The organism is Massilia polaris (assembly GCF_012927275.1).
In the GTDB taxonomy this organism is placed as follows: domain Bacteria; phylum Pseudomonadota; class Gammaproteobacteria; order Burkholderiales; family Burkholderiaceae_D; genus Telluria_A; species Telluria_A polaris.
Genome location: NZ_JABBGG010000001.1, coordinates 450,982 through 470,686, shown reverse-complemented (window position 1 = coordinate 470,686; position 19,705 = coordinate 450,982). Strand labels below are relative to the sequence as shown.

Genomic DNA, 19,705 nt, shown 5'->3' with positions numbered 1-19,705 from the left:
GCAGGCCGGGAATGACGAGCTAAAGCGCGCCGGCGCAACGCCCGGCCGCGTTACGGCCAGCCGGGGTTGCGAGGCGCTAGCTTACGCGCGCACCCTGCCTGGGGGAAGATCAGAACGCGTGGCGGACGCCGGCGTTGTACGCGGTATCGCCGGAACCAACATCGCTGTTGTTGCCGACGGTGTAGCCTGCGCCGTTCTTGTTCTTGATCTTGCCGTACGAGGTGTACAGGCTGGTGCGCTTCGACAGCGAACGGGTCAGTCCGATTGCCCACTGGTCGGCGTCCTGGTTGAAGGCGCTGCGGTCGTCCTTGCGGATGAACGACGCCATCAGCGCGTTGGCGCCGAACGGTACCTGCACGCCGATCAGCATGTCGCGGCTATCAAGCGAAGCGCGCGGCGCTACGGCGCTGCCGAACGGGTTGCTGGTGTTGGCCAGTGGCGAGCTGTTCAGGCCTTCGTTGATGCCGTAGGCAGCGTAGGCCTTGGCAACGCCGAAGTCGTAGTTCGCTGCCAGCAAGGTGTTGCGGCCGATATCGCGATCCTGCACGCCGGCCACGCCAGCCACATCGTTGTTGCGGTGGTTGTGCGCCAGGCGCGCGTTCAGCTTGCCTGCGCCGAAGGACAGCGCGGCGCCGACCTGGCGGCCGGCGACGCTGTTGCCGCCCTGCTCAGCCAGGCTGTACGACAGCTCGCCCGAGAAACCGTTGACCGCTGGCGATACGTAGACGATCGCGTTGCTGGCGCGGGTATTGACGCCGGCGGCCGGCATCAGGTTCTTGGCGCTGCCTGCGTAGCCGGCGCCGAATGGATCGGCAACCTGGCTCAGTGCGTTGTAGTAAGGCGTGTACTGGCGGCCCAGGGTCAGGGTGCCCGCGCCGCCCTTCAGGCCGACGTAGGCCTGGCGGTTGAAGATCGCGCCCGACACGTCGCTGGCGCCGGTGTCGAGGCGGTAGCCGCCTTCCAGCACGAACAGTGCCGATACGCCGTTGCCCAGGTCTTCAGTGCCGCGGAAGCCGAGGCGCGACGCCGAACCGACGCCGCTGCTGATGTTGGTGCTCGAACCGTTGACGCCGCCCTGCTCGCGCACGATGCCTGCGTCGACGATGCCGTAAACCGTCACCGACGACTGCGCCTGCGCGAGGCTCGAAAATGCGCCAATGATGGCGATGGCGGTGAGAGTCTTTTTCATGATTCTTGAATTCGGTGTTTTTGAGGAGGCCGTATCATAGAGGCTGCTTGCCACTCCGGCAATGCGCTTACATACTTTGTAACAACTTTATGCGCTAACATTAACGAATGGATAACCTGACGCACTCCCTCACCGGCCTTGCGGTTGGCGAATTTATTTCCCGCAGCCTGCCCCCGGAAGCCGATGAAGCCAACCAGCGCACGCGCCGCCGCTTGCTGCTGGTCTCGTGCTGGGCGGCCAGCAATTTCCCCGACCTCGACCTGGTATTGACGCCGCTGCTGCCGGCGCCGCTCGGCTACCTGCTGCATCACCGCGGCCACACGCACACCTTGCTGTATGCATTGCCGCAGGCCTTGCTGCTGGCCGCGATGCTGTGGCTGCTGTGGCCGGCTGCGCGCAAACTGCTGGCGACCAGCACGCAGGCGCGGCGCGGCCTGCTGCTGTCGATCGGTGCCGGTTTCCTGCTGCACATGTCGATGGATTACCTGAACTCCTACGGCGTGCACCCCTTCTATCCGTTCGACCCGCGCTGGTTCTATGGGGACATGGTGTTCATCATCGAACCGCTGTTCTGGATCGCGTTCGGCGTGCCGCTGGCGATGACGGCCATGCGCAGGATCTCCAGGCGGGTATTGCTGTGCATGCTGATCGGCGTGCCGCTGGCATTTACCGTCAGCGGCCATTTGCATCCGGCCTCCACCATCGCGCTGGCGCTGCTGGCAATCGCGCTGGGCGTCATCGAGCGGCGCGCGGGAAGCGGCGGAAGGCAGGGACTGTTGGCCGCATTCGGCGCCGCCGCCGCCTTTATCATGCTGCAATCGGTGTCGTCGGACGCTGGCAAGAGCGAAATCGCCGGCCAGCTGCGGCTGCGCGATCCGGGCACGCGGGTCGCCGACGTGGCGATGTCCGCATTCCCGTCCAATCCCTTGTGCTGGGCCTTTGTGGCCGTCGAACACAAGGGCGCCGGGTTCCGCGTGTCGCGCGGCGTCGCCAGCATCGCGCCCGGCCTGATGCCTGCGGCTTCCTGCCCGGCGGCGTTAGCGCAACCAGGGGCGCAGCGGGCGCTGTCGCCGGCAGTGGCAATCGTGTGGCAGCAGCAAGGCACGCTTGCCGAACTGCGCAACAGGCAGCAGCAGGACTGCTACTTCGATGCGTGGCTGCGATTCGCGCGCACCCCTGCGCTCAATGCGGAAAACGCGACCGACGTGCGCTTCGGCGACAATCCCGACGGAAATTTCGCGACGATCCGCTACGCCAGTTTTGCCGGCAAGCCGTGCCCGGCCGGCGTGCCGGCGTGGGGCTATCCGCGCTCCGACCTGCTGGGCATTGATCGATAAGCCGTCAGCGCAGGCGCGCCGTTGTGCGCTCTCAATCCCGGACCAGGGGCGCCACCCTAGAATGAACATCCCGATCACGCGCGGGTGCTTTTCTCCAGGAGGCGGCATGTTGCCCAACAAAATCGCGAGGGTCCGTTTCATGCGCCAGACCAACCTGCGCACGGACTACCAGCATTCGATCGCGATCTCGCTGCTGCGCGGGCTGGCCGCGTTACAAGTGGCCGCCGCCCATGTGCGCGCCCAGTTCTATCCCGGCTTGTCGACCATCCCGGACCCGTCGGCCGGCTACCAGGTGCTGGCCTTCTTCACCGGTTTCGCGCACCAGGCCGTGGTGATTTTTTTCCTGCTGTCCGGATGGCTGGTCGGCGGCAGCCTGATGAACAAGCTGGACCAACCGCATGCGATGCTGTCCTACGCCATCGACCGCATCAGCCGGCTGTGGATCGTGCTGGCGCCTGCCTTCGCCGCATCGCTGCTGATCGGCGTCGTCACCGGCGAACTGGCCCCCTGGCGCGCCGCCAATGCCATCCCCGCGGAATTTTCACTGGTGACCTTCGCCGGAAACATGTTCGGACTGCAGGACCTCGCCGTCCCGCGCTACGGCGGCAACTTCGCGCTGTGGAGCCTGACCTACGAAACCTGGTACTACATCCTGTTTCCCCTTGCCGTGCTGATGTTCGCCCGCCCCGGCGCGCTCCCGAAAGCGGCATCCGCCGTCGCGGTGGCGTTCATCGCCTGGCACCTCAACGCCGCGATCCTGCTCTACTTTACCTTGTGGCTGATGGGCGCCGGCTTCTCGCGCATCCACATCCGCGCCGGCCGCAAGCTGAAGTGGGGCTTTGCCGCGCTGTTCGCGCTGGTCGCAGCCTGGTTCCGGGTCAAGGGAAGCAACAACATACTGGTGGAGGAATCGTATGTCCAGGATCTGCTGTACAGCCTGCTGTTCCTGGTGCTGCTGTGCAGCCTGCAGGCGAAGGTGCCGCCCACCGCCACGCTGACCAGGCGCCTGGGCCGCATCGGCAGGTTCTTCGCCGAATTTTCATTCAGCCTGTATGTGATCCACGTGCCGCTGATCTTCCTGCTGCGCCACCTGAACGAGCGCCAGCTTGGGATCGATGAACTCGACCCGGGTGGGCTGTCCGACTTCGGACTGTATGTGTCGATGGTGATGCTCATCGTGCTGCTGGCATGGCTGTTCCACCTCCCCTTCGAGGCGCAGACCTACCGCGTGCGGCGGCGCCTGAAGGCGTGGATGCTGCCGCGGGTGCAGCCTCAGAACATCGCGTAGACGTAGGGGGAAGGTTCATCCGCCGCTGCGCCCGCCGCAAGCAGGGGCCGCGCCTGCTGCGCGGCCGCGGCGAAGCGGGCGGCATGGCCGGCCAGTTCATGGCGGCCCAGCGCATGCCAGTGCGCGCCGAGGCGGCGCTCCAGTTCGGCAGTGTCGGCGCACGCGGCGCTGGTGAAGTCGTCGTGCGTCATCGCGCTGCGGCGGCGCCGGACGTAGTAGCTGAGCCACGAGACATCCGGGGCCAGCGGAAACGCGTTGACACCCCTTGCCCGCATGCGATCGGCGATCGGCAGCAGCACCTCGTCGAACAATGCTCCCATCAGCCGGGCCAGCTGTTCTTCCTTAGTCGAGCTCATAGGTCGTCCTCCAGTCTTCATTATCGTGTGGTTCGGGCTGGTCCTTGCGCCACAGAAGCACGTCTTCGATCACCAGCAAATCCATTGCGGTGCGCATGAAGCAGCGGTACGCATCCTGCGGGCTGCACACGATCGGCTCGCCGCGCACGTTGAACGAGGTGTTGACCAGCATCGGGCAGCCGGTCTGGCGTTCGAATTCGCGGATCAGCGCGTGGAACTCCGGGCTGGTCAGCGCGTCGACCGTCTGCACCCGCGCCGAATAGTCGACGTGGGTGATGGCCGGCACATCGCTGCGCGGCTGGTTAATCACGCTCATCATGTCGTCATCGCCGCCATGAAAGCGCGCCATGTCCATCGGCAGCCGGCGCTTGGTGCGCACCGGCGCGACCAGCAGCATGTAGGGGCTGGCGCCGTCGAGCTCGAAATAGTCGGCGCAGCGCTCGCGCAGCACGCTCGGCGCGAACGGCCGGAACGATTCGCGGAACTTGATCTTCAGGTTCATCAGGGCCTGGGTGGCCGGATTGCGCGGGTCGCCCAGAATCGAGCGCGCGCCCAGCGAGCGCGGTCCGAACTCCATGCGCCCGGTGCACCAGCCGACGATCTTGCCTTCGGCCAGCGCCGTGGCCACCTTGGACAGGCGCGTGTCGCGGTCCCGCACCTGCTCGTAGGGCAGCGCGTTGCGCTCGACAAAGGCCAGCACCTCGGCGCTGGAATAACGCGGCCCCAGCAGGCTGCCCTGCTGCGAATCGCGTCCGCGCGAGGGCGCGATGCGCGGCTGGTCGAAATACATGTGGTTGGCAAGCAGCGCGGCGCCCAGCGCGCCGCCGGCGTCACCCGCGGCCGGCTGTATCCACACTGCGTCGAAGATGCCTTCGGCCACCAGCTTGCCGTTGGCGACGCAGTTCAGCGCCACCCCGCCCGCCATCACCAGCTTGCTCTCGCCGGTGATCTCGCGCAAGTGGCGCGCGGTCTTCAGCATGATTTCCTCGGTCAGCTTCTGGACGCTGGCGGCCAGGTCCATCTCGCGCCGCGCGATCGGCGTTTCGGGCTTGCGCGCCGGGCCGTCGAACAGCGCGGCGAACTTGTCGCCGGTCATCTGCATCGAATCGAGGTAGCCGAAGAAGGACGTGTCGAGCCGGTAGGAACCGTCGTCGCGCACGTCGATCAGCGCGCGCCGTATCGTATCGTAGTAGCGCGGCTCGCCGTAAGGCGCCAGCCCCATCAGCTTGTACTCGCCGGAATTGACCTTGAAGCCGCAGAAGTAGGTAAAGGCGCTGTACAGCAGGCCCAGCGAATGCGGGTAATTGATTTCGGAGAACAGCCGCACCGTGCTGCCGTCGCCGCTGCCCAGGCTGGTGGTCGCCCATTCGCCGACGCCGTCGATGGTCAGGATGGCGGCGCGTTCGAATGGCGACGGATAGAAGGCGCTGGCCGCGTGCGCCATGTGGTGCTCGGAAAACAGCACCCGCCCTGCGCGCCCCAGCGAGCCGATGGCGCCGCGCACATGTTCGTCCAGCCACAGCTTGTCGCCGAGGATCTGGCCCGCTGCCTGCACGAACTGCTCGCGCCCGCGGCTAGCGGCCGCCAGCGCGTTTTCGACCACCCGGTCGAAGGTCGCGACCGGGTTGTCGTAGAAGATCACCGCGTCGAGCTCGCTGGCGTCGACGAAGCCTTCTTCGAGGCAGTAGTTAATCGCGTTCACGGGAAAGCCCGGGTCGTGCTTCTTGCGCGAGAAGCGTTCCTCCTGCGCCGCGGCGACGATCTGGCCGTCGCGCACCAGCGCGGCCGCCGAGTCATGGTAAAACGCGGAAATGCCAAGTATCAGCCTGGACATACCAGGTCCTTTCTTTGCGCTGACTGCGCCAGCATGCGGTACAGCACGGGGGCCAGCGACTCGGCCAGCACCCGGTGCCCTTCCGGCGTGAAGTGGATATCGGTCTCCCAGCGGAAGCGGCGCCGTTCGGCGGCCGGATAGCCCATGAAGGCCGGCAGCGGGTCGTGCAGCGTGCATCCGAGTTCGGATGCGAGTTCGGCGAAGCGGGCCTGGTAGGCGCTGGCGTCGCAGGCCTGGTCCAGGTGCTGCGGCAAGGGCAGCGGCATCAGCACCACCGGGCGCTTTGATGCGCCGATCCATTCGGACAGGATGGCGCGCATCAGGCGCCAGCCCGGGCTGGCGGGGGCGTCGTAGGCGGGCAGCGGCTGGTAATGCGTCAGGCGCTGGACCGCGTCTTTCGCGCCGACCGCGTTGACGATCTTGCGCAGCAGCGCAAAGCGGCCGCCCATGTCGACCGCGCCCTGTTCGGCCGGCGGCAGCTCGTCCATGTCGAACGGCGCCGGCCGCGGCGGTACATTGTGCAGCAGCAGCTGGTCGCCATCGAGCGAGAAATACGGCTTGGCGTAGATGCGCTCGCGGCCGTCGGCGTCGCGGTGCGGGCGATAATGGGCCATCACGCGGCGGATGTTTTCGACGAACACGGCGATGACCAGCACATCGTGTTCGATGTCCTGCGCAAACTCGCGCCAGGCCAGGTATTGCTGGTCGGTGCCGGTCGACGACAAGCCGAAGTTGAACGCTTCTACCCGCCCCCTGGTGGCCTCGCACAGGCGCGCCTCGAGCACGTCGGTATAGCGGTGGTGGTTGCTGACGGCGTCGCCGGCAGTGAAGGAATCGCCGAAGAACAAAATCCGCCGCGCACCGGGCGCCAGCGCCCTGGCGAAGGGACGGTTGGAGCGAAATCCGTCGTCGTTGGCGTGCACCAGGTAGCCGCCGCCCTCATGCTGGATGCGGGCTTTCAGGTTGGGGATGAAACGGTAACCAACGACAGGGTGGTACTCGTAGAGCTGTCTCATTAGAACTCCGCAAGAATGTCCGGACCGTGATCCGCGCTCGGCCAATTCTGGTCAAAGAGCTCATTCCTGCGTTTGTCCACGGTCAACCATCAGGCCGACCTCGCTTCCAACCCGCGCTTGATTTGATGTGAAGACGTCAAGCGCGACTTTGTTTTTTCCACCCGTTACGGAAGATCCTCGTCGGCCTCGTCCAGCACCGGTTCGGGCAACTCCACCGGTTCGGCCCGGCCAGGTTCGGCCCGGCCAGGCTCGGCCCGGCGGCCCACTTCAGGCTGGCGCAGCGGTTCCGGCGGCTGTTCCGGCACGACCTCGATGATCGGCTCCTCGCCCTCGACCTCGACCGGTTCGTCGAGCACCGGCTCGGCCGGCGCCACGCCGTCCTCGTACAAATCGCCGGGCTCTTCCATGACCTCGACCGCCTCTTCCTCGCGCACCGGCGCCGGGCGCGGCGCGCCCGGGAAGGTGGCGCGCGCGTCGAGCTTGCCCGTGTCGAGCGCGGCCTTGAAGAAATCGCCCACCAGCAGGATCGCGTTGTGGCCGCCCTGTCCCCAGTAATTGCTGCGCATCGCCACGCGGTTGTCGTTGAAGCCGACCCACGCGCCGGCCACCAGGTTCGGGTGCATCAGGATGAACCAGCCGTCGGCGTTCTTCTGGGTGGTGCCGGTCTTGCCGGCCACGTCGGCGGTGATGCCGAAGCGGTAGCGCACACCGGTGCCGGTGCCGCGGTTGATCACGCCGCGCATCATGTCGATCAGCGTGACCGCCGATTCAGCCGACATCGCGCGCCGCGGCGACTCGCCGCCGAACTCGGCAATCACATTGCCGTCGCGGTCGGTGATGCGCTTGACGAATACCGGCGGCCGGTATTCGCCCTGGGCCGCGATGGTCGAATACGCGTTGACCATTTCCAGCAGGGTGACCGGGCTGGTGCCCAGCGCCAGCGACGGCACCGGCGACAGCGGGCTATCCTTGATGCCGAGGTCGCGCGCCAGCTGGATGATGCCCGCCAGGCCCACGTCCTGCGAGACCTGCGCGGTAATCGTGTTCTTGGAATACACCAGGCCGTCGCGCAGGGTCATCTGGTTGCCGCTCGCGCCGGTCATGTCGGTCGGGCGCCAGATCTTGCCGTCGCCGGCCTTGATGCCCACCACCGAGTCGACATACGGCTGCTCCGGCGCCATGCCCTTTTCCAGCGCCGCGCCGTAGACGATCGGCTTGAAAGTCGAGCCCGGCTGGCGCAGGGCCTGAGCCACGTGGTCGAACTGGTCGCGCTCGAAATCGCGGCTGCCGACCCAGGCCTTGACCTCGCCGGTGTTCGGGTCCATCGCCACGAAGCCCGTTTCCAGGCGCGTCTTGGCGCTGCGCAGCGCGGCCATGAACTTGCGGTCCGACTTCAGGCGCTTGAGCACGTCCTTGCCCTCCTCGCCGGCCTCGACCGCGTTGCGGTATTCGCCGGTGTCGCGCACGAAGGCGTCGAGCAGGCCGCGCTTGGATTTCCAGAAGTAGTCGAAAGGATTGATCGCGTGGTGCATGCCGGCATAGGCGCCGGTCGACGAAGTGTACGACAGCCCCGGCTGGCTCCATTCGATGTCGGCGATGATCTGCAGGGCCTTGCCCTGGCGCTCGACCGCGGCCACGGCGGCCTGCTGCAGCGCCGAATCGAGCGTGGTATGCACCACCAGCCCGTCGAGCTGGAGGTTGTAGTCGTTCTCGTCGGCCCACTGGATCATCCACTTGCGCACGTGCGCCGAGAAATGGCTGTCGGTGCCGCCGCGCTCGGGCTGGCGCTCGAAGTGCAGGCGCAAGGGACGTTTCTTGAGCGCGTTGAAGCGCGCCTGGTCGATCACGCCGTGCTTGAGCATCTGGCCCAGCACCACGTTGCGGCGTTCGACCGAGCGTTCCGGATTGGTGACCGGGTTGTAGTACTTGGTACCCTTGAGCATGCCGACCAGGGTGGCGCTTTCAAGGATGTCGAGCCGGGCGGCCGGCTTGCCGAAATAGGTGCGCGCCGCCATCTCGATGCCGAAGGTGTTGTACAGGAAAGGCACCGTGTTCAGGTAGGCTTCCAGGATCTCGGTCTTGCTGTAGGTCGCCTCGATCTTGAGCGCGGTGATCATTTCCTTCAGCTTGCGGTTCAGGTTGCGCGAGCGTCCGATCTCTTCCGGGAACATATTGCGCGCCAGCTGCTGGGTAATGGTCGAGCCGCCCTGCGAATCGCCCTTGATCGTGTAGATGACCGCGCCGATGGTGCGGCGGAAATCGATGCCGTTGTGGTCGTAGAAGCGGTGGTCTTCGGTCGCGACCAGGGCCTTCACCACGTGCGGCGAGATCTTGTCGAGCCTGACCCGCTCCTGCAGCCCGGATTCGAACGTCGCCAGCTGCTTGCCGTCGGCCGTGACCAAGGTGCTGGCCTTGGCCGAGCGCGCCTGGCGCAGGTCGCTGATGCCCGGGGTCAGCGGAATCAGGATCAGCACGTACAGCAGCAACAGCCCGAGCAGCGCCGCGATGCCCCACAACATGATCAGCGCCGCGCGCTGCGCCGGCGGATAGCGCAGCAGGTGCTCCCTGAATCGCGCGTATCCGGCTTGCGCGCCGGTCGTTGCCGCGCTGCCCGCGCGGCGGGCGTGCTGGCGCAGGCGACCCGCCAGTTTGTCGTTATCGTCCACCATGTATGCCTTGCTGAATGTTCATTTATTGCGAATGGACGAGTATAGCCGACGCAGGCACATATTAGCGGTACGGGTATTGTCAGCGATAAAGCGCGCCTAGTGGGTGGACGGCGGCGCCAGTTTGTCGATAGCGCGCCCGCCGAAACGGTTCATCAGCTCGGCCGCGGCGGCGGCCTCGGGGCCGTCGACCGCATCCAGCACCACCATGCACAGGCCGCGCTGGGCGACGTTTTCATAGTTGCGCGCATAGGCATGGTGGCCCTCGCCCATGCCGCCCGGCGCTTCGGTCGCATTGCCGACGGTGAAATTACCCTGGACCGGGCCGGCCTCGTCGTCGCGCACGCTGACCCTGACCGAGTCGCGTGAATAGCCGGCCGCCAGCAGCGCGTCGCGCGCCGCTTCGGCGTCGGCATACCGGTCGAAAATGCGGATCATCTGTGTCGCCATGGTTCCTCCGGAGGTGGACAGGCGCACCCGCAAAGGCGCGCCCCATGGCCAGATGTATGCACAAGCGCGCGCGGCGGCACGCACCGCAAGCCGGCTTACCAGGCGAACTTGTTCCAGGTGTTTTCGCCGACGACGCCGTCCGCGCCCAGCCCTTGCGCACCCTGGAAACTGCGCACCGCGCTGTCGGTGCCCGGGCCATAGACGCCGTCCACCGTGACCGCGTACCCGCTCTCGACCAGCTGGCTCTGCACCGCGCTCACCTTGGCGCCCGGGTCGCCCACGCGCGCACCCGTGTTGCCGTACTGGACCACCGGCCAGGTCAGGGTCGGGAGCGCGCCGCCGCCTCGTCGGTCGATGCGGCCGCCGGCGAGGCCGTCGCCGCGCTTGCGATCACCAGGCCTGCCAGCAGGCTTTCAAGAGTTGTCTTCATAGTCGTCATTCTCCAGGTAGGCGGGCGTTATTTCGACTGGAAGCCGGGCGCCGAGATCGTCGGGTCCGGCACACCGGTTTCCACGGTGATGCGCGGCGCGGCCAGCTTTTTCAGCTTGTCGCGGCCGTAGATCTTTTCCATGTCGACGTGGCGCTGGCGGATCTTGTACTCGCCGCCCTCGCGGCCCTGGCGGATCGCGGCAAACACTTCATACGTGTACAGCTGGGCGATCTCGGGTTGCGGAATGCCGCTGTAGAGCGCGACTGCCTGCGTCCAGTCTTCCAGCGCGAACGCGCGGGTCTTGCGCGCGCCGTAATGGGCAAGCAGGGCCGCCGCGCCGCGGATGTTGGCGCGCGTGCTGCTGAGCAAGGCGGCTGGCTGTTCGCGGATCAGGCCGGCCGCCTGCGCCGGCGAACTGCCGAAGTGGGCGTCGTTGCGCAGGCCCATGATCCCGTAGTTGGGCGGCATGCCGCCGTGCGGATCGACCTCGACGTCCGGCTCGCCGTTCTTGCGCGCCTGGCCTTTCGGCATGTGGTGGCGCCAGCGCGTCTCGGCGTACGCGATCGATTCGAGCAATTCGGCCGGCACGCTGAACTCGGCCGACGCCGCCGCGAAATACTGCTGGTATTTTTTGGCGTGCACGTTGAGTTCGCGTGCCTTGCCGTCGGCAATCGCCGATGGCGCGCCAGCCATCCCTGCTGCAAACAGGGCCACAAGCAGCCCGGCCGTGGATTTCAATTTCATTTGACAGCCTCCTGGTAAGAATGAACGGTTGCCCAAACTGCCGGCCGCGTCGCGGTCAAGGGCGTGAAAAGTATAGGTACAAGTTTTTCCTGTGATGAAGAATTGTCAATTCTTAACATTCCAATCGAAAATTTCGATTTCTTAACAGTTTTGGCAAACCGCGCACGAAATCGCCGAATGCGATATCGTGTCCGCAATGAACACGCGTTTCCTGAAGCTGCTGGCGTTTGCCGCGGCCATGGCGTTCTGCCTGGCCACGCCGGGCGCCGCTGCGCAGCCTGGCGCTGCCGCCGGCATCCGTTCCATCGCCGCGGAGTCGTTGGCTGCCACACCCACTGCACGCCCGTATGATGAGCGTGACTGGCTGCAACGTTTCTACGCGCCGCGCGCCTATGCCCCGGCGTGGAGCGAACACCAGGCCAACCTGGCGCTCGCCCTGTTGCAAGGCGCCGCGGTCCACGGCCTGTCGCCGGAGGAGTACGGGGCCGACGCGCTGCGCACCCGGCTCGACAGCGGCGACCCGCGCTTCGATACCACAATGACCCGTGCGATGCTGCATTACCTTGCCGACTTGCGCGTCGGCCGGGTCAGGTCCGAATACCATACCGCCCTGCCCGACCCGCGCCTGAAGCAATTCGACCCGGTCGAACAGCTGCGCGCCGCGCTTGACGGTGGCGGGCTGGCCGCGGCGATCCAGGCGTCCGAACCGGCGTTCCCGTTCTACGCACGGGTCAAGGATGCGCTGGCGCACTACCGCCAACTGGCCGACGAGCCGCAGCAGGACATCCTGCCGTCCGCGAAAAAAATCAAGGCCGGCGAGCCTTACCGCGGCGCTGCGCAACTGCGCGTGCGCCTGATGCTTCTCGGCGACTTGCCCACCGACGCCGCGCCGGTCCCGGACAAGCTCTACACGCCCGAGCTGGCCGAAGGCGTCCGCCAGTTCCAGTTGCGTCACGGACTGGAGGAGGACGGGGTACTGGGCAAGGAAACGATGGCCGCGCTCAGCGTTCCGCTGCCCCGCCGCGTGCGCCAGCTCGAACTGACGCTGGAACGCCTGCGCTGGCTGCCCTTGTTCGGGCCCGGCCGCCTGATTGCCGTCAACCTGCCGGCCTACCGGCTGTGGGCCTTGCAGCTGGGCGGCCCCGGGCAGGAAGCGCCGCTGGAAATGCGCGTGATCGTCGGGACGGCGGTCAAGACCGAGACGCCGCTGTTCATCGGCCAGATGCGCTACCTCGAATTCAATCCGTACTGGAACGTGCCGCGCAGCATAGCGCTGGGCGAAATCCTGCCGAAGCTGATGCGCAACCGCGCCTGGCTGGCGGAGAACGACATGGAACTGGTGGCGGCCGAGGGCGGCCAGCAAGGCAGCAACGCCGGCGACGACGCGCTGGCCGACCTGCGCGCCGGCAAGGTGCGCATCCGCCAGCGTCCGGGGCCGCAGAACGCGCTCGGCGCCGTCAAGTTCGCGATGCCGAACCCGATGAACATCTACCTGCACTCGACCTCCCAGCGCGAACTGTTCGCGCGCAGCCGGCGCGATCTCAGCCACGGCTGCATCCGGGTCGAGAAACCGCTGGACCTGGCCCACTTCGTCCTCGGCGGCCAGCCCGGGTGGACCTTCGACAGCATCGAAATGGCGATGGAACCCGGCCCGATGCGCAAGGTCAGCCTGGCCGCCCCGGTTCCCGTGGTGCTGTTCTATGCCACCGCCATGGTGGACCGCGAAGGCCGGGTGTTGTTCTCGCGCGACGTGTACCAGCGCGATCCACTGCTGGAAGCAGCGCTTCAGGCCCATCGCGAATAACTCGGTGACAAAGCGCGCATTTTTGGTGTATCCGCAACTGCTAATATCTTGCCACGTGGCAAAAATTAGCATTGGAACCTTATGCGCTTCGACGGAATACTGACATCATGGGATGAAGCAATGGCCAGCGGCGTCATTACCCCCGGCAAGGGCGGAAACGACATCGTTGTGCACGCCTTGGCGTTTCCACGGAACGGCGCCGTACCGACCGTGGGCGAGGCCCTTTCCTTCGAAGTGGAAACGGGGGCGGACGGCGAGAAGCGCGCCCACAGCCTCACCCGGCCGCTGCCGGAACGGCCGCCATCACGGATCGCGGTCCGGCACGCGCAGGCTAAATCGACCTCTTCGCTGGTGACCGTCGCGCTGCTGGCCATTGCGGCGGTCGCGGCCGTCGCTTACGCGGGCTCGCGCCGGTCCGTCAACAACCCGGTACGCTACGACACCGGCCCGCCGGGGAATGCCGCCGAATCCAGCGGAGACATTCGCCGCGCGCGCCACGTCGACCAGGTCGCCGCGGCCCGCTTTGTGCGGCCCGCATCGGCCGTGTGCGACGGGCGCACGCGCTGCCCCCAGATGAATTCATGCGCCGAAGCGAAGTTCTTTCTCGTTCATTGCGCTGGCACGGAAATGGATGGCGACCGCGACGGCATCCCCTGCGAATCGCAGTGGTGTACGACGGGCCGGGCCAGCATGCAGCCGCCGCTCTAGGCCTGCTCCCAGGCGGTATCGCGCGCGCCGCGTGCGGATTCCGCCTGTTCCTCCATTGCCGCAGCGGGCTTGAGCAACAAAAGCTGCCCTTCCAGCACCCTGAACTCCAGCGGCGTGTCCATTTGCGTGACCTCGCCGTCGGTGGCGACCTTGACCCGCCGCTTGCCGTAGAACTTGCGCGGCCGGACCGTCATGCGCCGGAAGCTGAAGGTGACCAGGTTCTCGGCTTCGCCGAGCCGGCCCAGCATCGCGCGCAGCATCAGGACCAGCATGCCCAGCTTGCCGACCGACTTGGGGGCGATCGCCGCCAGCTTGCCGTCCTCGAGCGCATCGGACAAGGGCGCGATCCCCACCTGCTCCATCTGCAGGCGGTTATTCCCGACAAACAGGGTCGAGGTGCGCAGCGCCCGTTCCTTGCCGTCGAGTTCGAGCGTGATGCGCAGGCGGCGGTGCGGACTGATGAAGGTTTTCAGCCCGGACAGGAAGGCCACGAAACGGCTGCGGCCAAAATGCTTCTTGTCGATTTCGCGTTCTTCGAGCATGCGCGGATACAGGCCGATGCTGGCGTTGACCAGGAAGATGCGGCCGTTGACCACCCCCACCTGCACCGGCTGGACGTGCGCGTCGAGCAGCGCGCGTACGGCGTCGCCCAGGTCTTCGGGGATGTGATGGGTGCGGCCGAAATAGTTGAACGTGCCCTGAGGCAGCACGCCGAACAGGCAGCCCTTGTCGACCGCCTCGCGCGCCACCGCGTTGATGGTGCCGTCGCCGCCGGCCGCCACCAGGATCCCGCCGGCCGCCTTGGCCTGCAGCGCGGCGCGCTCTGCGATGGCGGCGATGTTTTCCGGGTCGTCGACCAGCGTAAGCTCGAAGCTGCGGCCCGCCTGCGTCAATACCTCGTCGATCACCGCACGCCGCTCGGCCGTTTCCGATGAACCGGAACCGGCATTGAGCACGATGAAAAACGGCGTCCGTGGATCTGGCTTGATTGATTGCATGTTCTGGTCGGTCGTCCTGGTTTTCGCAACACCGACTGTATCACCGCGGCGCGCGTTTCACCGCCCGCCGCGTAGGTAAGTGACGGCATTTCCGCTACGGCACGGTGTTTTCCAGCCGGGGGCGGTAAAATGGCTATCCCGATGAGGATCCCCCGACCCATGACCATGCCATGCATTTCCAGAGGCGCGCCCGGCTGCGGCAGCGCGTGCGGATCGGCGCCAGCCGCAAGGCTCAACGCCAGTTGCCTGTGCGTCAGCCATGAACGCGAGGCGCTGGTCGGTGCGCTCGAATCCGGCTCCGGCGACGCCGAAGTGGCGGCGCTGATCGCCGAACGTTGCCCTCACCTGTTCTCGCGCCAGCCGGTGTTCGTGTCGCACCAGCACGCCGAACGCATCGCGCAGCTGATCGGCGCGATCGAGTCGGTCATCGCCCTGCCCGCCTACCGCGAGGCCGTGCTGGCCGATGCGCCGGCGATCGCGCGCCACGATCCGGGCGCGCGCAGCGTGTTCTTCGGCTACGACTTCCATGTCGGCGAGAACGGTATCGCCCTCATCGAGATCAACACCAACGCCGGCGGTGCGCTGCTCAATGCGGCGCTGGCGCTCGCCCAGGACCCGTGCGCCGCCCTGGCCGGCGCCGCCAGCGGCACCCACAGCGCGCGCCAGCTGGAGGCCGATATCGTGGCGATGTTCCGCGAAGAGTGGCGCCTGGGCGGGAGCGGCGGCGCGCTGCGCAGCGTGGCGATCGTCGACGCCGACCCCGTCAACCAGTACCTGTACCCCGAGTTCCTGCTGTTTCGCAGGCTGCTCGAACAGCACGGCATCGCCGCGCTGATCGCCGCGCCCGGGGAGCTGCGCTGGGATGGCGGCCGCCTGTGGCATGGCGAAACCCCGATCGACCTGGTCTACAACCGCATGACCGACTTCATGTTCGATGCGCCCGACAGCGCGGCGATCCGCGCCGCCTACCTGGCGCGCGCCGCCGTCGTCACGCCCCATCCGCACGCCCACGCCTTGTATGCCGACAAGCGCAACCTGGCGATCCTGTCCGACCGCGCGCGCCTGGCCGCGCTGGGCGTGCCGGCCGCCACACAAGAGATCCTGCTGGCCGGTATTCCCCACACCGAACTGGTGCAAGCCGGCGACGCCGCGCGCCTGTGGGGCCTGCGCCGCCAGCGTTTCTTCAAGCCGGCCGACGGCTACGGCGGGCGCGCCGCCTACCGCGGCGACAAGCTGACCCGGCGCGTCTGGGACGAGATCCTCGGCGGCGTCTATGTGTCGCAGGCCTTGGTCGCACCGTCCGAACGCATGATCGCGACGCCGAGCGGACCGGAAAGCCTCAAGTTCGACCTGCGCGCCTATTGCTACGCCGGCAAAATCCAGTGGCACGCCGCCCGCGTCTACCAGGGCCAGGCCACCAACATGCGCACGCCGGGCGGCGGCTTCGCGGCCGTCTACTTCGTCTAGCCGGGCAGCCGCTTTCCGGCGGCGAGATGTCACCATTAATCACAATTACGCGCGCAAAACGGCGCCTCTCGGGCGGCCCCTGCGCGTCAATGTAAATATATTTTCCATACTCAACGCGCGTCGCTTCCAAAAACGACTTCTTGTATTAAAGTGTCATCATGGCGCCCCCCCCAAGCTTCACGATTCGATGCGGCATTCACCAACGGAGTAGCGATGAGCGGGCAGGAATTACCGTCTGAGAATAGTTCACGCGCCGAGATTACCCTTAATGCAATTGGCGATGGCGTGGTCAGCGTCGATGCCAGGGGGCGTATCGAGTTCATGAACGATGCCGCCAGCAAACTGACCGGATGGCACCCTGCCGAGGCGGCCGGCCGGCCGGCGACCGACGTGGTGCGCCTGCTTTGCAAGAGCACGCTGGAACCGCTGGCCAACCCGCTCAACGTCGTGCTGGAACGCGGCACGCCGCTGCGCTTGCCGGTCGGCACCGTCCTGGTCAGGCGGGACGGCAGCGAAGCAGCGATCGAGGATTCCACCGCGCCTATCCACGACCACACCGGCGCCGTGGCAGGCGCCGTGATGGTGTTCCACGACGTGACCTCGGCCCAGCAGCTGGTGCTGCAGATGACCCACCTGGCCAGTCATGACGTGCTGACCGACCTGCCCAACCGCGCGATGCTGGAGGACCGCATCAAGCAGGCGGTCGCCTATGGCGAGCGCAACGACGCACCGTTTGCGGTGCTTTACCTCGACCTCGACCGCTTCAAGCGGATTAACGATTCGCTCGGCCACCCGGTCGGCGACATGCTGCTGTGCGCTGTCGCCGACCGCCTGCGCGCGTGCGTGCGCAACAGCGACACCGTGTGCCGCCAGGGCGGCGACGAATTCCTGGTACTGCTTGCAGACCAGCAAAACCAGCACCACGCCGCCGCCGCCGCCGAAAAAATCCTCGCCGAACTGGGCCGTTCGCATGAGATCGGCGGCCACCAGTTGTTCGTCGGCGCGAGTATCGGCATCAGCCTGTTCCCCGATGACGGGCGCGACGCGGCCACGCTGATCAAAAACGCCGATACGGCGATGTACCGCGCCAAGGCCAACGGCCGCAACATCGCCCAGTTCTACAAGCACGACATGAACCTGCTGGCGGTCGAACGCCAGCATCTCGAGGCCGACCTGCGGCGCGCGCTGGAGCGCGATGAATTCGCCCTGCACTACCAGGTCAAGGTCGAACTGGCGAGCGGCCGCATCAGCGGCGCCGAGGCCTTGCTGCGCTGGGAGCATCCCGAGCAAGGCATCGTGCCGCCGGACCGTTTCCTGTCGGCGGCGGAGGATTTCGGCCTGATCGCGCCGCTGGGGCGCTGGGTGCTGAAGGAAGCGTGCGCGCAGGCCAAACGCTGGCAGGACGAGGGTCTCGCGCTCGACACCATGGCCGTGAATGTTTCGGCGCAAGAATTCCGGCGGCGCGATTTTGCCGACTGCGTTCGTGCCGTACTGCAAGAAACCGGACTCGATCCAGCCTGCCTCGAACTGGAAATTTCCGAATCGTCGCTGATGCGCGACGTCGAATCGAGCAACACCATCCTGTCGAGCCTGAAGGAACTGGGGGTCCGGCTGGCGGTGGACGATTTCGGCACCGGCTATTCAAGCCTGAGCTGCCTGACCCGCTTCCCGCTCGACGCGCTGAAGATCGACCGCTCGTTCGTCAGCGCCATCGGGGCGCCGGGCGACGCCAATGTGATCACCTCGGTCGCGATCGCGATGGGCGGCGCGCTGAAATACCGGATCATCGCCCAGGGCGTCGAAGCGCTGGTGCAGGCCGATTTCCTGAAGGCGCGCGGCTGCACGGAAGGCCAGGGGTTTTTCTTCGGCGAAGCGCTGACGGCCGCCGAATTTTCGCGCCGCATGTGCCGGGCGCCACTGCGGCCCTGACCGGGCGGTCAGGGCGCGCTGCGTACCGCCGACAGCAAGGCGGGAGTCGCGTCCGCTTTCACCGGACCGGCGTGGTGGACGGCAAATGGGCCATCGTCCATCCGGTCGATCGTTTTCAGCGCTTCTTGCTGTGCCGGCCGCACCACCACGAAATCCGGGCGAGCCGGGGAAACCGCCGGCTGCCTGCCGCCGGGGTCGGGTACCACCAGTCCAACCGCCAGCGCAAGCCCGACACATCCAAGAGCAAAAGATCTTTCAGACATACCCATCTCCCCTGCGGCATAGCCTCTTGATGGGTTCGCCGCGAATAATTACAGGTCTAAGTATAGGATGATTCTGACAACGGGACAGTAGATTCCGGACACTAAATGTCGGTCTCAGGCGGAAACGCAACACTCTTTTTTCTGTACGCAACAGGGGCAGTCGACAAACAAGATAGCTCACGTTTTTGACGACAAAAAATGGGGTACGGCAACGCCGATCTGCCGCTTATGAGACACTGGCCGGCTTGTCGAAAAGGAATACTGTATGGGGAATGGCGTGCTGTGCGGATTGCTGGCGGGAGCCCTGTGGGGCATGGTATTCATCGTGCCGGAAATCCTTGCCGCATTTTCGCCGCTCGAAATGGCGCTCGGCCGCTACGCCGCGTATGGCGCCATCGCACTCGGGCTGATGGCCCCGCGGCTGTCGTCCCTGCTGCAGCGGCTGGAACGCAGCGACTACGCGGCGCTGGTGCGCCACGCGCTGGCCGGCAACCTCGTCTATTACATGCTGCTGGCGCTGGGCGTGAAGCTGGCCGGGGTCGCCCCCACTTCGCTGATCGTCGGCCTGCTGCCGGTCGTCGTCACGCTGATGGGCCACAAGGACCACGGCGCGGTGCCGCTGCGCGACCTGGCCATGCCGCTGCTGGTGGTCGCGGCCGGCATCGCCTGCATCAATGTCGATGTGTTCATGCACGCCCATGCGGCAGGCGCCAGCCTGTGGCGGACCCTGGCCGGGTTGGTGTGCGCCAGCGGCGCGCTGCTGTGCTGGAGCTGGTACAGCCTCGACAATGCGCGCTACCTGAAGCGCAATCCGCATTTCAGCAGCGCCGAGTGGTCGGCGCTGTACGGCTTGTCGAGCGGCGCGATCGCGCTGGCCATCGCGCTGGCCGTGCTGCCGTTCTTCCATGCCGATGTGACGGGGGCGGCCGGCGCCGCAAGCGGACGCGACTGGACGCTGTTCTGGATCGCCAACACCCTGCTCGCGCTGGGCGCATCGGTGATCGGCAACCACCTGTGGAATATCGCCAGCCGCCGGGTGGCGGTAACCTTGTCGGGCCAGCTGATCCTGTTCGAGACCCTGTTCGCGCTGCTGTACGGCTTCATCTACAAGCAACAACTGCCGCGCCCGCTGGAAATCGCCGCGATCGTGCTGCTGGTGGCCGGGGTGGCCTGGTCGGTGCGGGTGCATGCGATGGACGAACGGCCGGCCCCGCCCTGAGCTGGCG

At 66.4% G+C, this 19,705-nt stretch carries 17 protein-coding genes; 7 read left to right on the top strand and 10 right to left on the bottom strand.

What is annotated here, in order from left to right; all coding sequences use genetic code 11:
• Window positions 1-109 precede the first annotated feature (109 nt).
• The gene (locus HHL21_RS02260; RefSeq protein WP_169463612.1) at window positions 110-1,189 is read right to left on the bottom strand and encodes a porin; all 1,080 of its coding nucleotides are present in this window, start codon (window positions 1,187-1,189) and stop codon (window positions 110-112) included.
• A 107-nt stretch (window positions 1,190-1,296) separates the two neighbouring features.
• Between HHL21_RS02260 and HHL21_RS02255 the strand changes: the two genes are divergently transcribed.
• Together HHL21_RS02255 and HHL21_RS02250 are read left to right on the top strand one after the other, a co-directional pair.
• A complete protein-coding gene (locus HHL21_RS02255; protein ID WP_169463611.1) occupies window positions 1,297-2,526 on the top strand; it encodes a metal-dependent hydrolase in 1,230 nt (409 codons plus the stop codon).
• Between the two features lie 106 nt (window positions 2,527-2,632).
• Complete coding sequence (locus HHL21_RS02250; RefSeq protein WP_169463610.1) at window positions 2,633-3,814, top strand: acyltransferase family protein; 1,182 nt, start codon at window positions 2,633-2,635, stop codon at window positions 3,812-3,814.
• Here HHL21_RS02250 and HHL21_RS02245 read toward each other — a convergent pair.
• From HHL21_RS02245 to HHL21_RS02215, 7 genes are all read right to left on the bottom strand, one after another.
• The gene (locus tag HHL21_RS02245) at window positions 3,799-4,170 is read right to left on the bottom strand and encodes a hypothetical protein (RefSeq protein WP_169463609.1); all 372 of its coding nucleotides are present in this window, start codon (window positions 4,168-4,170) and stop codon (window positions 3,799-3,801) included. The genes HHL21_RS02250 and HHL21_RS02245 overlap by 16 nt on opposite strands.
• Entirely contained in the window at window positions 4,157-6,004 is a 1,848-nt protein-coding gene (locus HHL21_RS02240) for a carbamoyltransferase family protein (RefSeq protein ID WP_169463608.1), read from the bottom strand. The genes HHL21_RS02245 and HHL21_RS02240 overlap by 14 nt, the downstream gene beginning before the upstream one ends.
• Window positions 5,992-7,020, bottom strand: coding sequence for an SGNH/GDSL hydrolase family protein (locus HHL21_RS02235; protein WP_169463607.1), 1,029 nt, complete (start codon window positions 7,018-7,020; stop codon window positions 5,992-5,994). The genes HHL21_RS02240 and HHL21_RS02235 overlap by 13 nt, the downstream gene beginning before the upstream one ends.
• 164 nt (window positions 7,021-7,184) lie before the next feature.
• Window positions 7,185-9,689 carry a penicillin-binding protein 1A gene (locus tag HHL21_RS02230; RefSeq protein ID WP_169463606.1) on the bottom strand — a complete coding sequence of 835 codons (2,505 nt, stop codon included), beginning with the start codon at window positions 9,687-9,689 and terminating at the stop codon, window positions 7,185-7,187.
• A 96-nt stretch (window positions 9,690-9,785) separates the two neighbouring features.
• On the bottom strand, window positions 9,786-10,136 hold the full coding sequence (locus tag HHL21_RS02225; RefSeq protein ID WP_169463605.1) for a hypothetical protein: 351 nt from the start codon (window positions 10,134-10,136) through the stop codon (window positions 9,786-9,788).
• Window positions 10,137-10,231: 95 nt separating this feature from the next.
• Window positions 10,232-10,396, bottom strand: coding sequence for a peptidoglycan-binding domain-containing protein (locus HHL21_RS21875; RefSeq protein ID WP_206085506.1), 165 nt, complete (start codon window positions 10,394-10,396; stop codon window positions 10,232-10,234).
• A 197-nt stretch (window positions 10,397-10,593) separates the two neighbouring features.
• The gene (locus HHL21_RS02215) at window positions 10,594-11,310 is read right to left on the bottom strand and encodes a hypothetical protein (protein WP_169463604.1); all 717 of its coding nucleotides are present in this window, start codon (window positions 11,308-11,310) and stop codon (window positions 10,594-10,596) included.
• Between the two features lie 196 nt (window positions 11,311-11,506).
• On the opposite strand from HHL21_RS02215, the gene HHL21_RS02210 reads away from it, so the two are divergent.
• Window positions 11,507-13,114, top strand: a complete 1,608-nt coding sequence (locus tag HHL21_RS02210) for a L,D-transpeptidase family protein (RefSeq protein WP_169463603.1) — start codon at window positions 11,507-11,509, stop codon at window positions 13,112-13,114.
• An 81-nt stretch (window positions 13,115-13,195) separates the two neighbouring features.
• Entirely contained in the window at window positions 13,196-13,822 is a 627-nt protein-coding gene (locus tag HHL21_RS02205; RefSeq protein ID WP_169463602.1) for an excalibur calcium-binding domain-containing protein, read from the top strand.
• Here the strand turns inward: HHL21_RS02205 and HHL21_RS02200 are convergent.
• On the bottom strand, window positions 13,819-14,820 hold the full coding sequence (locus HHL21_RS02200) for a diacylglycerol/lipid kinase family protein (RefSeq protein ID WP_169463601.1): 1,002 nt from the start codon (window positions 14,818-14,820) through the stop codon (window positions 13,819-13,821). The two genes, HHL21_RS02205 and HHL21_RS02200, sit on opposite strands and share 4 nt — an antisense overlap.
• A 159-nt stretch (window positions 14,821-14,979) precedes the next feature.
• Between HHL21_RS02200 and HHL21_RS02195 the strand changes: the two genes are divergently transcribed.
• Both HHL21_RS02195 and HHL21_RS02190 read left to right on the top strand, forming a co-directional pair.
• Window positions 14,980-16,287, top strand: coding sequence for a hypothetical protein (locus tag HHL21_RS02195; RefSeq protein ID WP_169463600.1), 1,308 nt, complete (start codon window positions 14,980-14,982; stop codon window positions 16,285-16,287).
• Between the two features lie 213 nt (window positions 16,288-16,500).
• Window positions 16,501-18,216 (top strand): putative bifunctional diguanylate cyclase/phosphodiesterase, encoded by a 1,716-nt coding sequence (locus HHL21_RS02190; protein ID WP_267874040.1) that lies wholly within the window; start codon window positions 16,501-16,503, stop codon window positions 18,214-18,216.
• Between the two features lie 8 nt (window positions 18,217-18,224).
• Here the strand turns inward: HHL21_RS02190 and HHL21_RS02185 are convergent, their stop codons facing one another.
• The gene (locus tag HHL21_RS02185) at window positions 18,225-18,479 is read right to left on the bottom strand and encodes a hypothetical protein (protein WP_169463598.1); all 255 of its coding nucleotides are present in this window, start codon (window positions 18,477-18,479) and stop codon (window positions 18,225-18,227) included.
• Between the two features lie 265 nt (window positions 18,480-18,744).
• On the opposite strand from HHL21_RS02185, the gene HHL21_RS02180 reads away from it, so the two are divergent.
• Window positions 18,745-19,698, top strand: a complete 954-nt coding sequence (locus tag HHL21_RS02180; RefSeq protein WP_169463597.1) for a DMT family transporter — start codon at window positions 18,745-18,747, stop codon at window positions 19,696-19,698.
• Window positions 19,699-19,705: the final 7 nt, after the last annotated feature.

What these genes read in the sequence shown, in the direction of transcription:
- HHL21_RS02260 (WP_169463612.1), bottom strand. Translation starts at nt 1,189, where the DNA reads ATGAAAAAGACTCTCACCGCCATCGCCATCATTGGCGCATTTTCGAGC.
- HHL21_RS02255 (WP_169463611.1), top strand. Translation starts at nt 1,297, where the DNA reads ATGGATAACCTGACGCACTCCCTCACCGGCCTTGCGGTTGGCGAATTT.
- HHL21_RS02250 (WP_169463610.1), top strand. Translation starts at nt 2,633, where the DNA reads ATGTTGCCCAACAAAATCGCGAGGGTCCGTTTCATGCGCCAGACCAAC.
- HHL21_RS02245 (WP_169463609.1), bottom strand. Translation starts at nt 4,170, where the DNA reads ATGAGCTCGACTAAGGAAGAACAGCTGGCCCGGCTGATGGGAGCATTG.
- HHL21_RS02240 (WP_169463608.1), bottom strand. Translation starts at nt 6,004, where the DNA reads ATGTCCAGGCTGATACTTGGCATTTCCGCGTTTTACCATGACTCGGCG.
- HHL21_RS02235 (WP_169463607.1), bottom strand. Translation starts at nt 7,020, where the DNA reads ATGAGACAGCTCTACGAGTACCACCCTGTCGTTGGTTACCGTTTCATC.
- HHL21_RS02230 (WP_169463606.1), bottom strand. Translation starts at nt 9,689, where the DNA reads ATGGTGGACGATAACGACAAACTGGCGGGTCGCCTGCGCCAGCACGCC.
- HHL21_RS02225 (WP_169463605.1), bottom strand. Translation starts at nt 10,136, where the DNA reads ATGGCGACACAGATGATCCGCATTTTCGACCGGTATGCCGACGCCGAA.
- HHL21_RS02215 (WP_169463604.1), bottom strand. Translation starts at nt 11,310, where the DNA reads ATGAAATTGAAATCCACGGCCGGGCTGCTTGTGGCCCTGTTTGCAGCA.
- HHL21_RS02210 (WP_169463603.1), top strand. Translation starts at nt 11,507, where the DNA reads ATGAACACGCGTTTCCTGAAGCTGCTGGCGTTTGCCGCGGCCATGGCG.
- HHL21_RS02205 (WP_169463602.1), top strand. Translation starts at nt 13,196, where the DNA reads ATGCGCTTCGACGGAATACTGACATCATGGGATGAAGCAATGGCCAGC.
- HHL21_RS02200 (WP_169463601.1), bottom strand. Translation starts at nt 14,820, where the DNA reads ATGCAATCAATCAAGCCAGATCCACGGACGCCGTTTTTCATCGTGCTC.
- HHL21_RS02195 (WP_169463600.1), top strand. Translation starts at nt 14,980, where the DNA reads ATGACCATGCCATGCATTTCCAGAGGCGCGCCCGGCTGCGGCAGCGCG.
- HHL21_RS02190 (WP_267874040.1), top strand. Translation starts at nt 16,501, where the DNA reads ATGAGCGGGCAGGAATTACCGTCTGAGAATAGTTCACGCGCCGAGATT.
- HHL21_RS02185 (WP_169463598.1), bottom strand. Translation starts at nt 18,479, where the DNA reads ATGTCTGAAAGATCTTTTGCTCTTGGATGTGTCGGGCTTGCGCTGGCG.
- HHL21_RS02180 (WP_169463597.1), top strand. Translation starts at nt 18,745, where the DNA reads ATGGGGAATGGCGTGCTGTGCGGATTGCTGGCGGGAGCCCTGTGGGGC.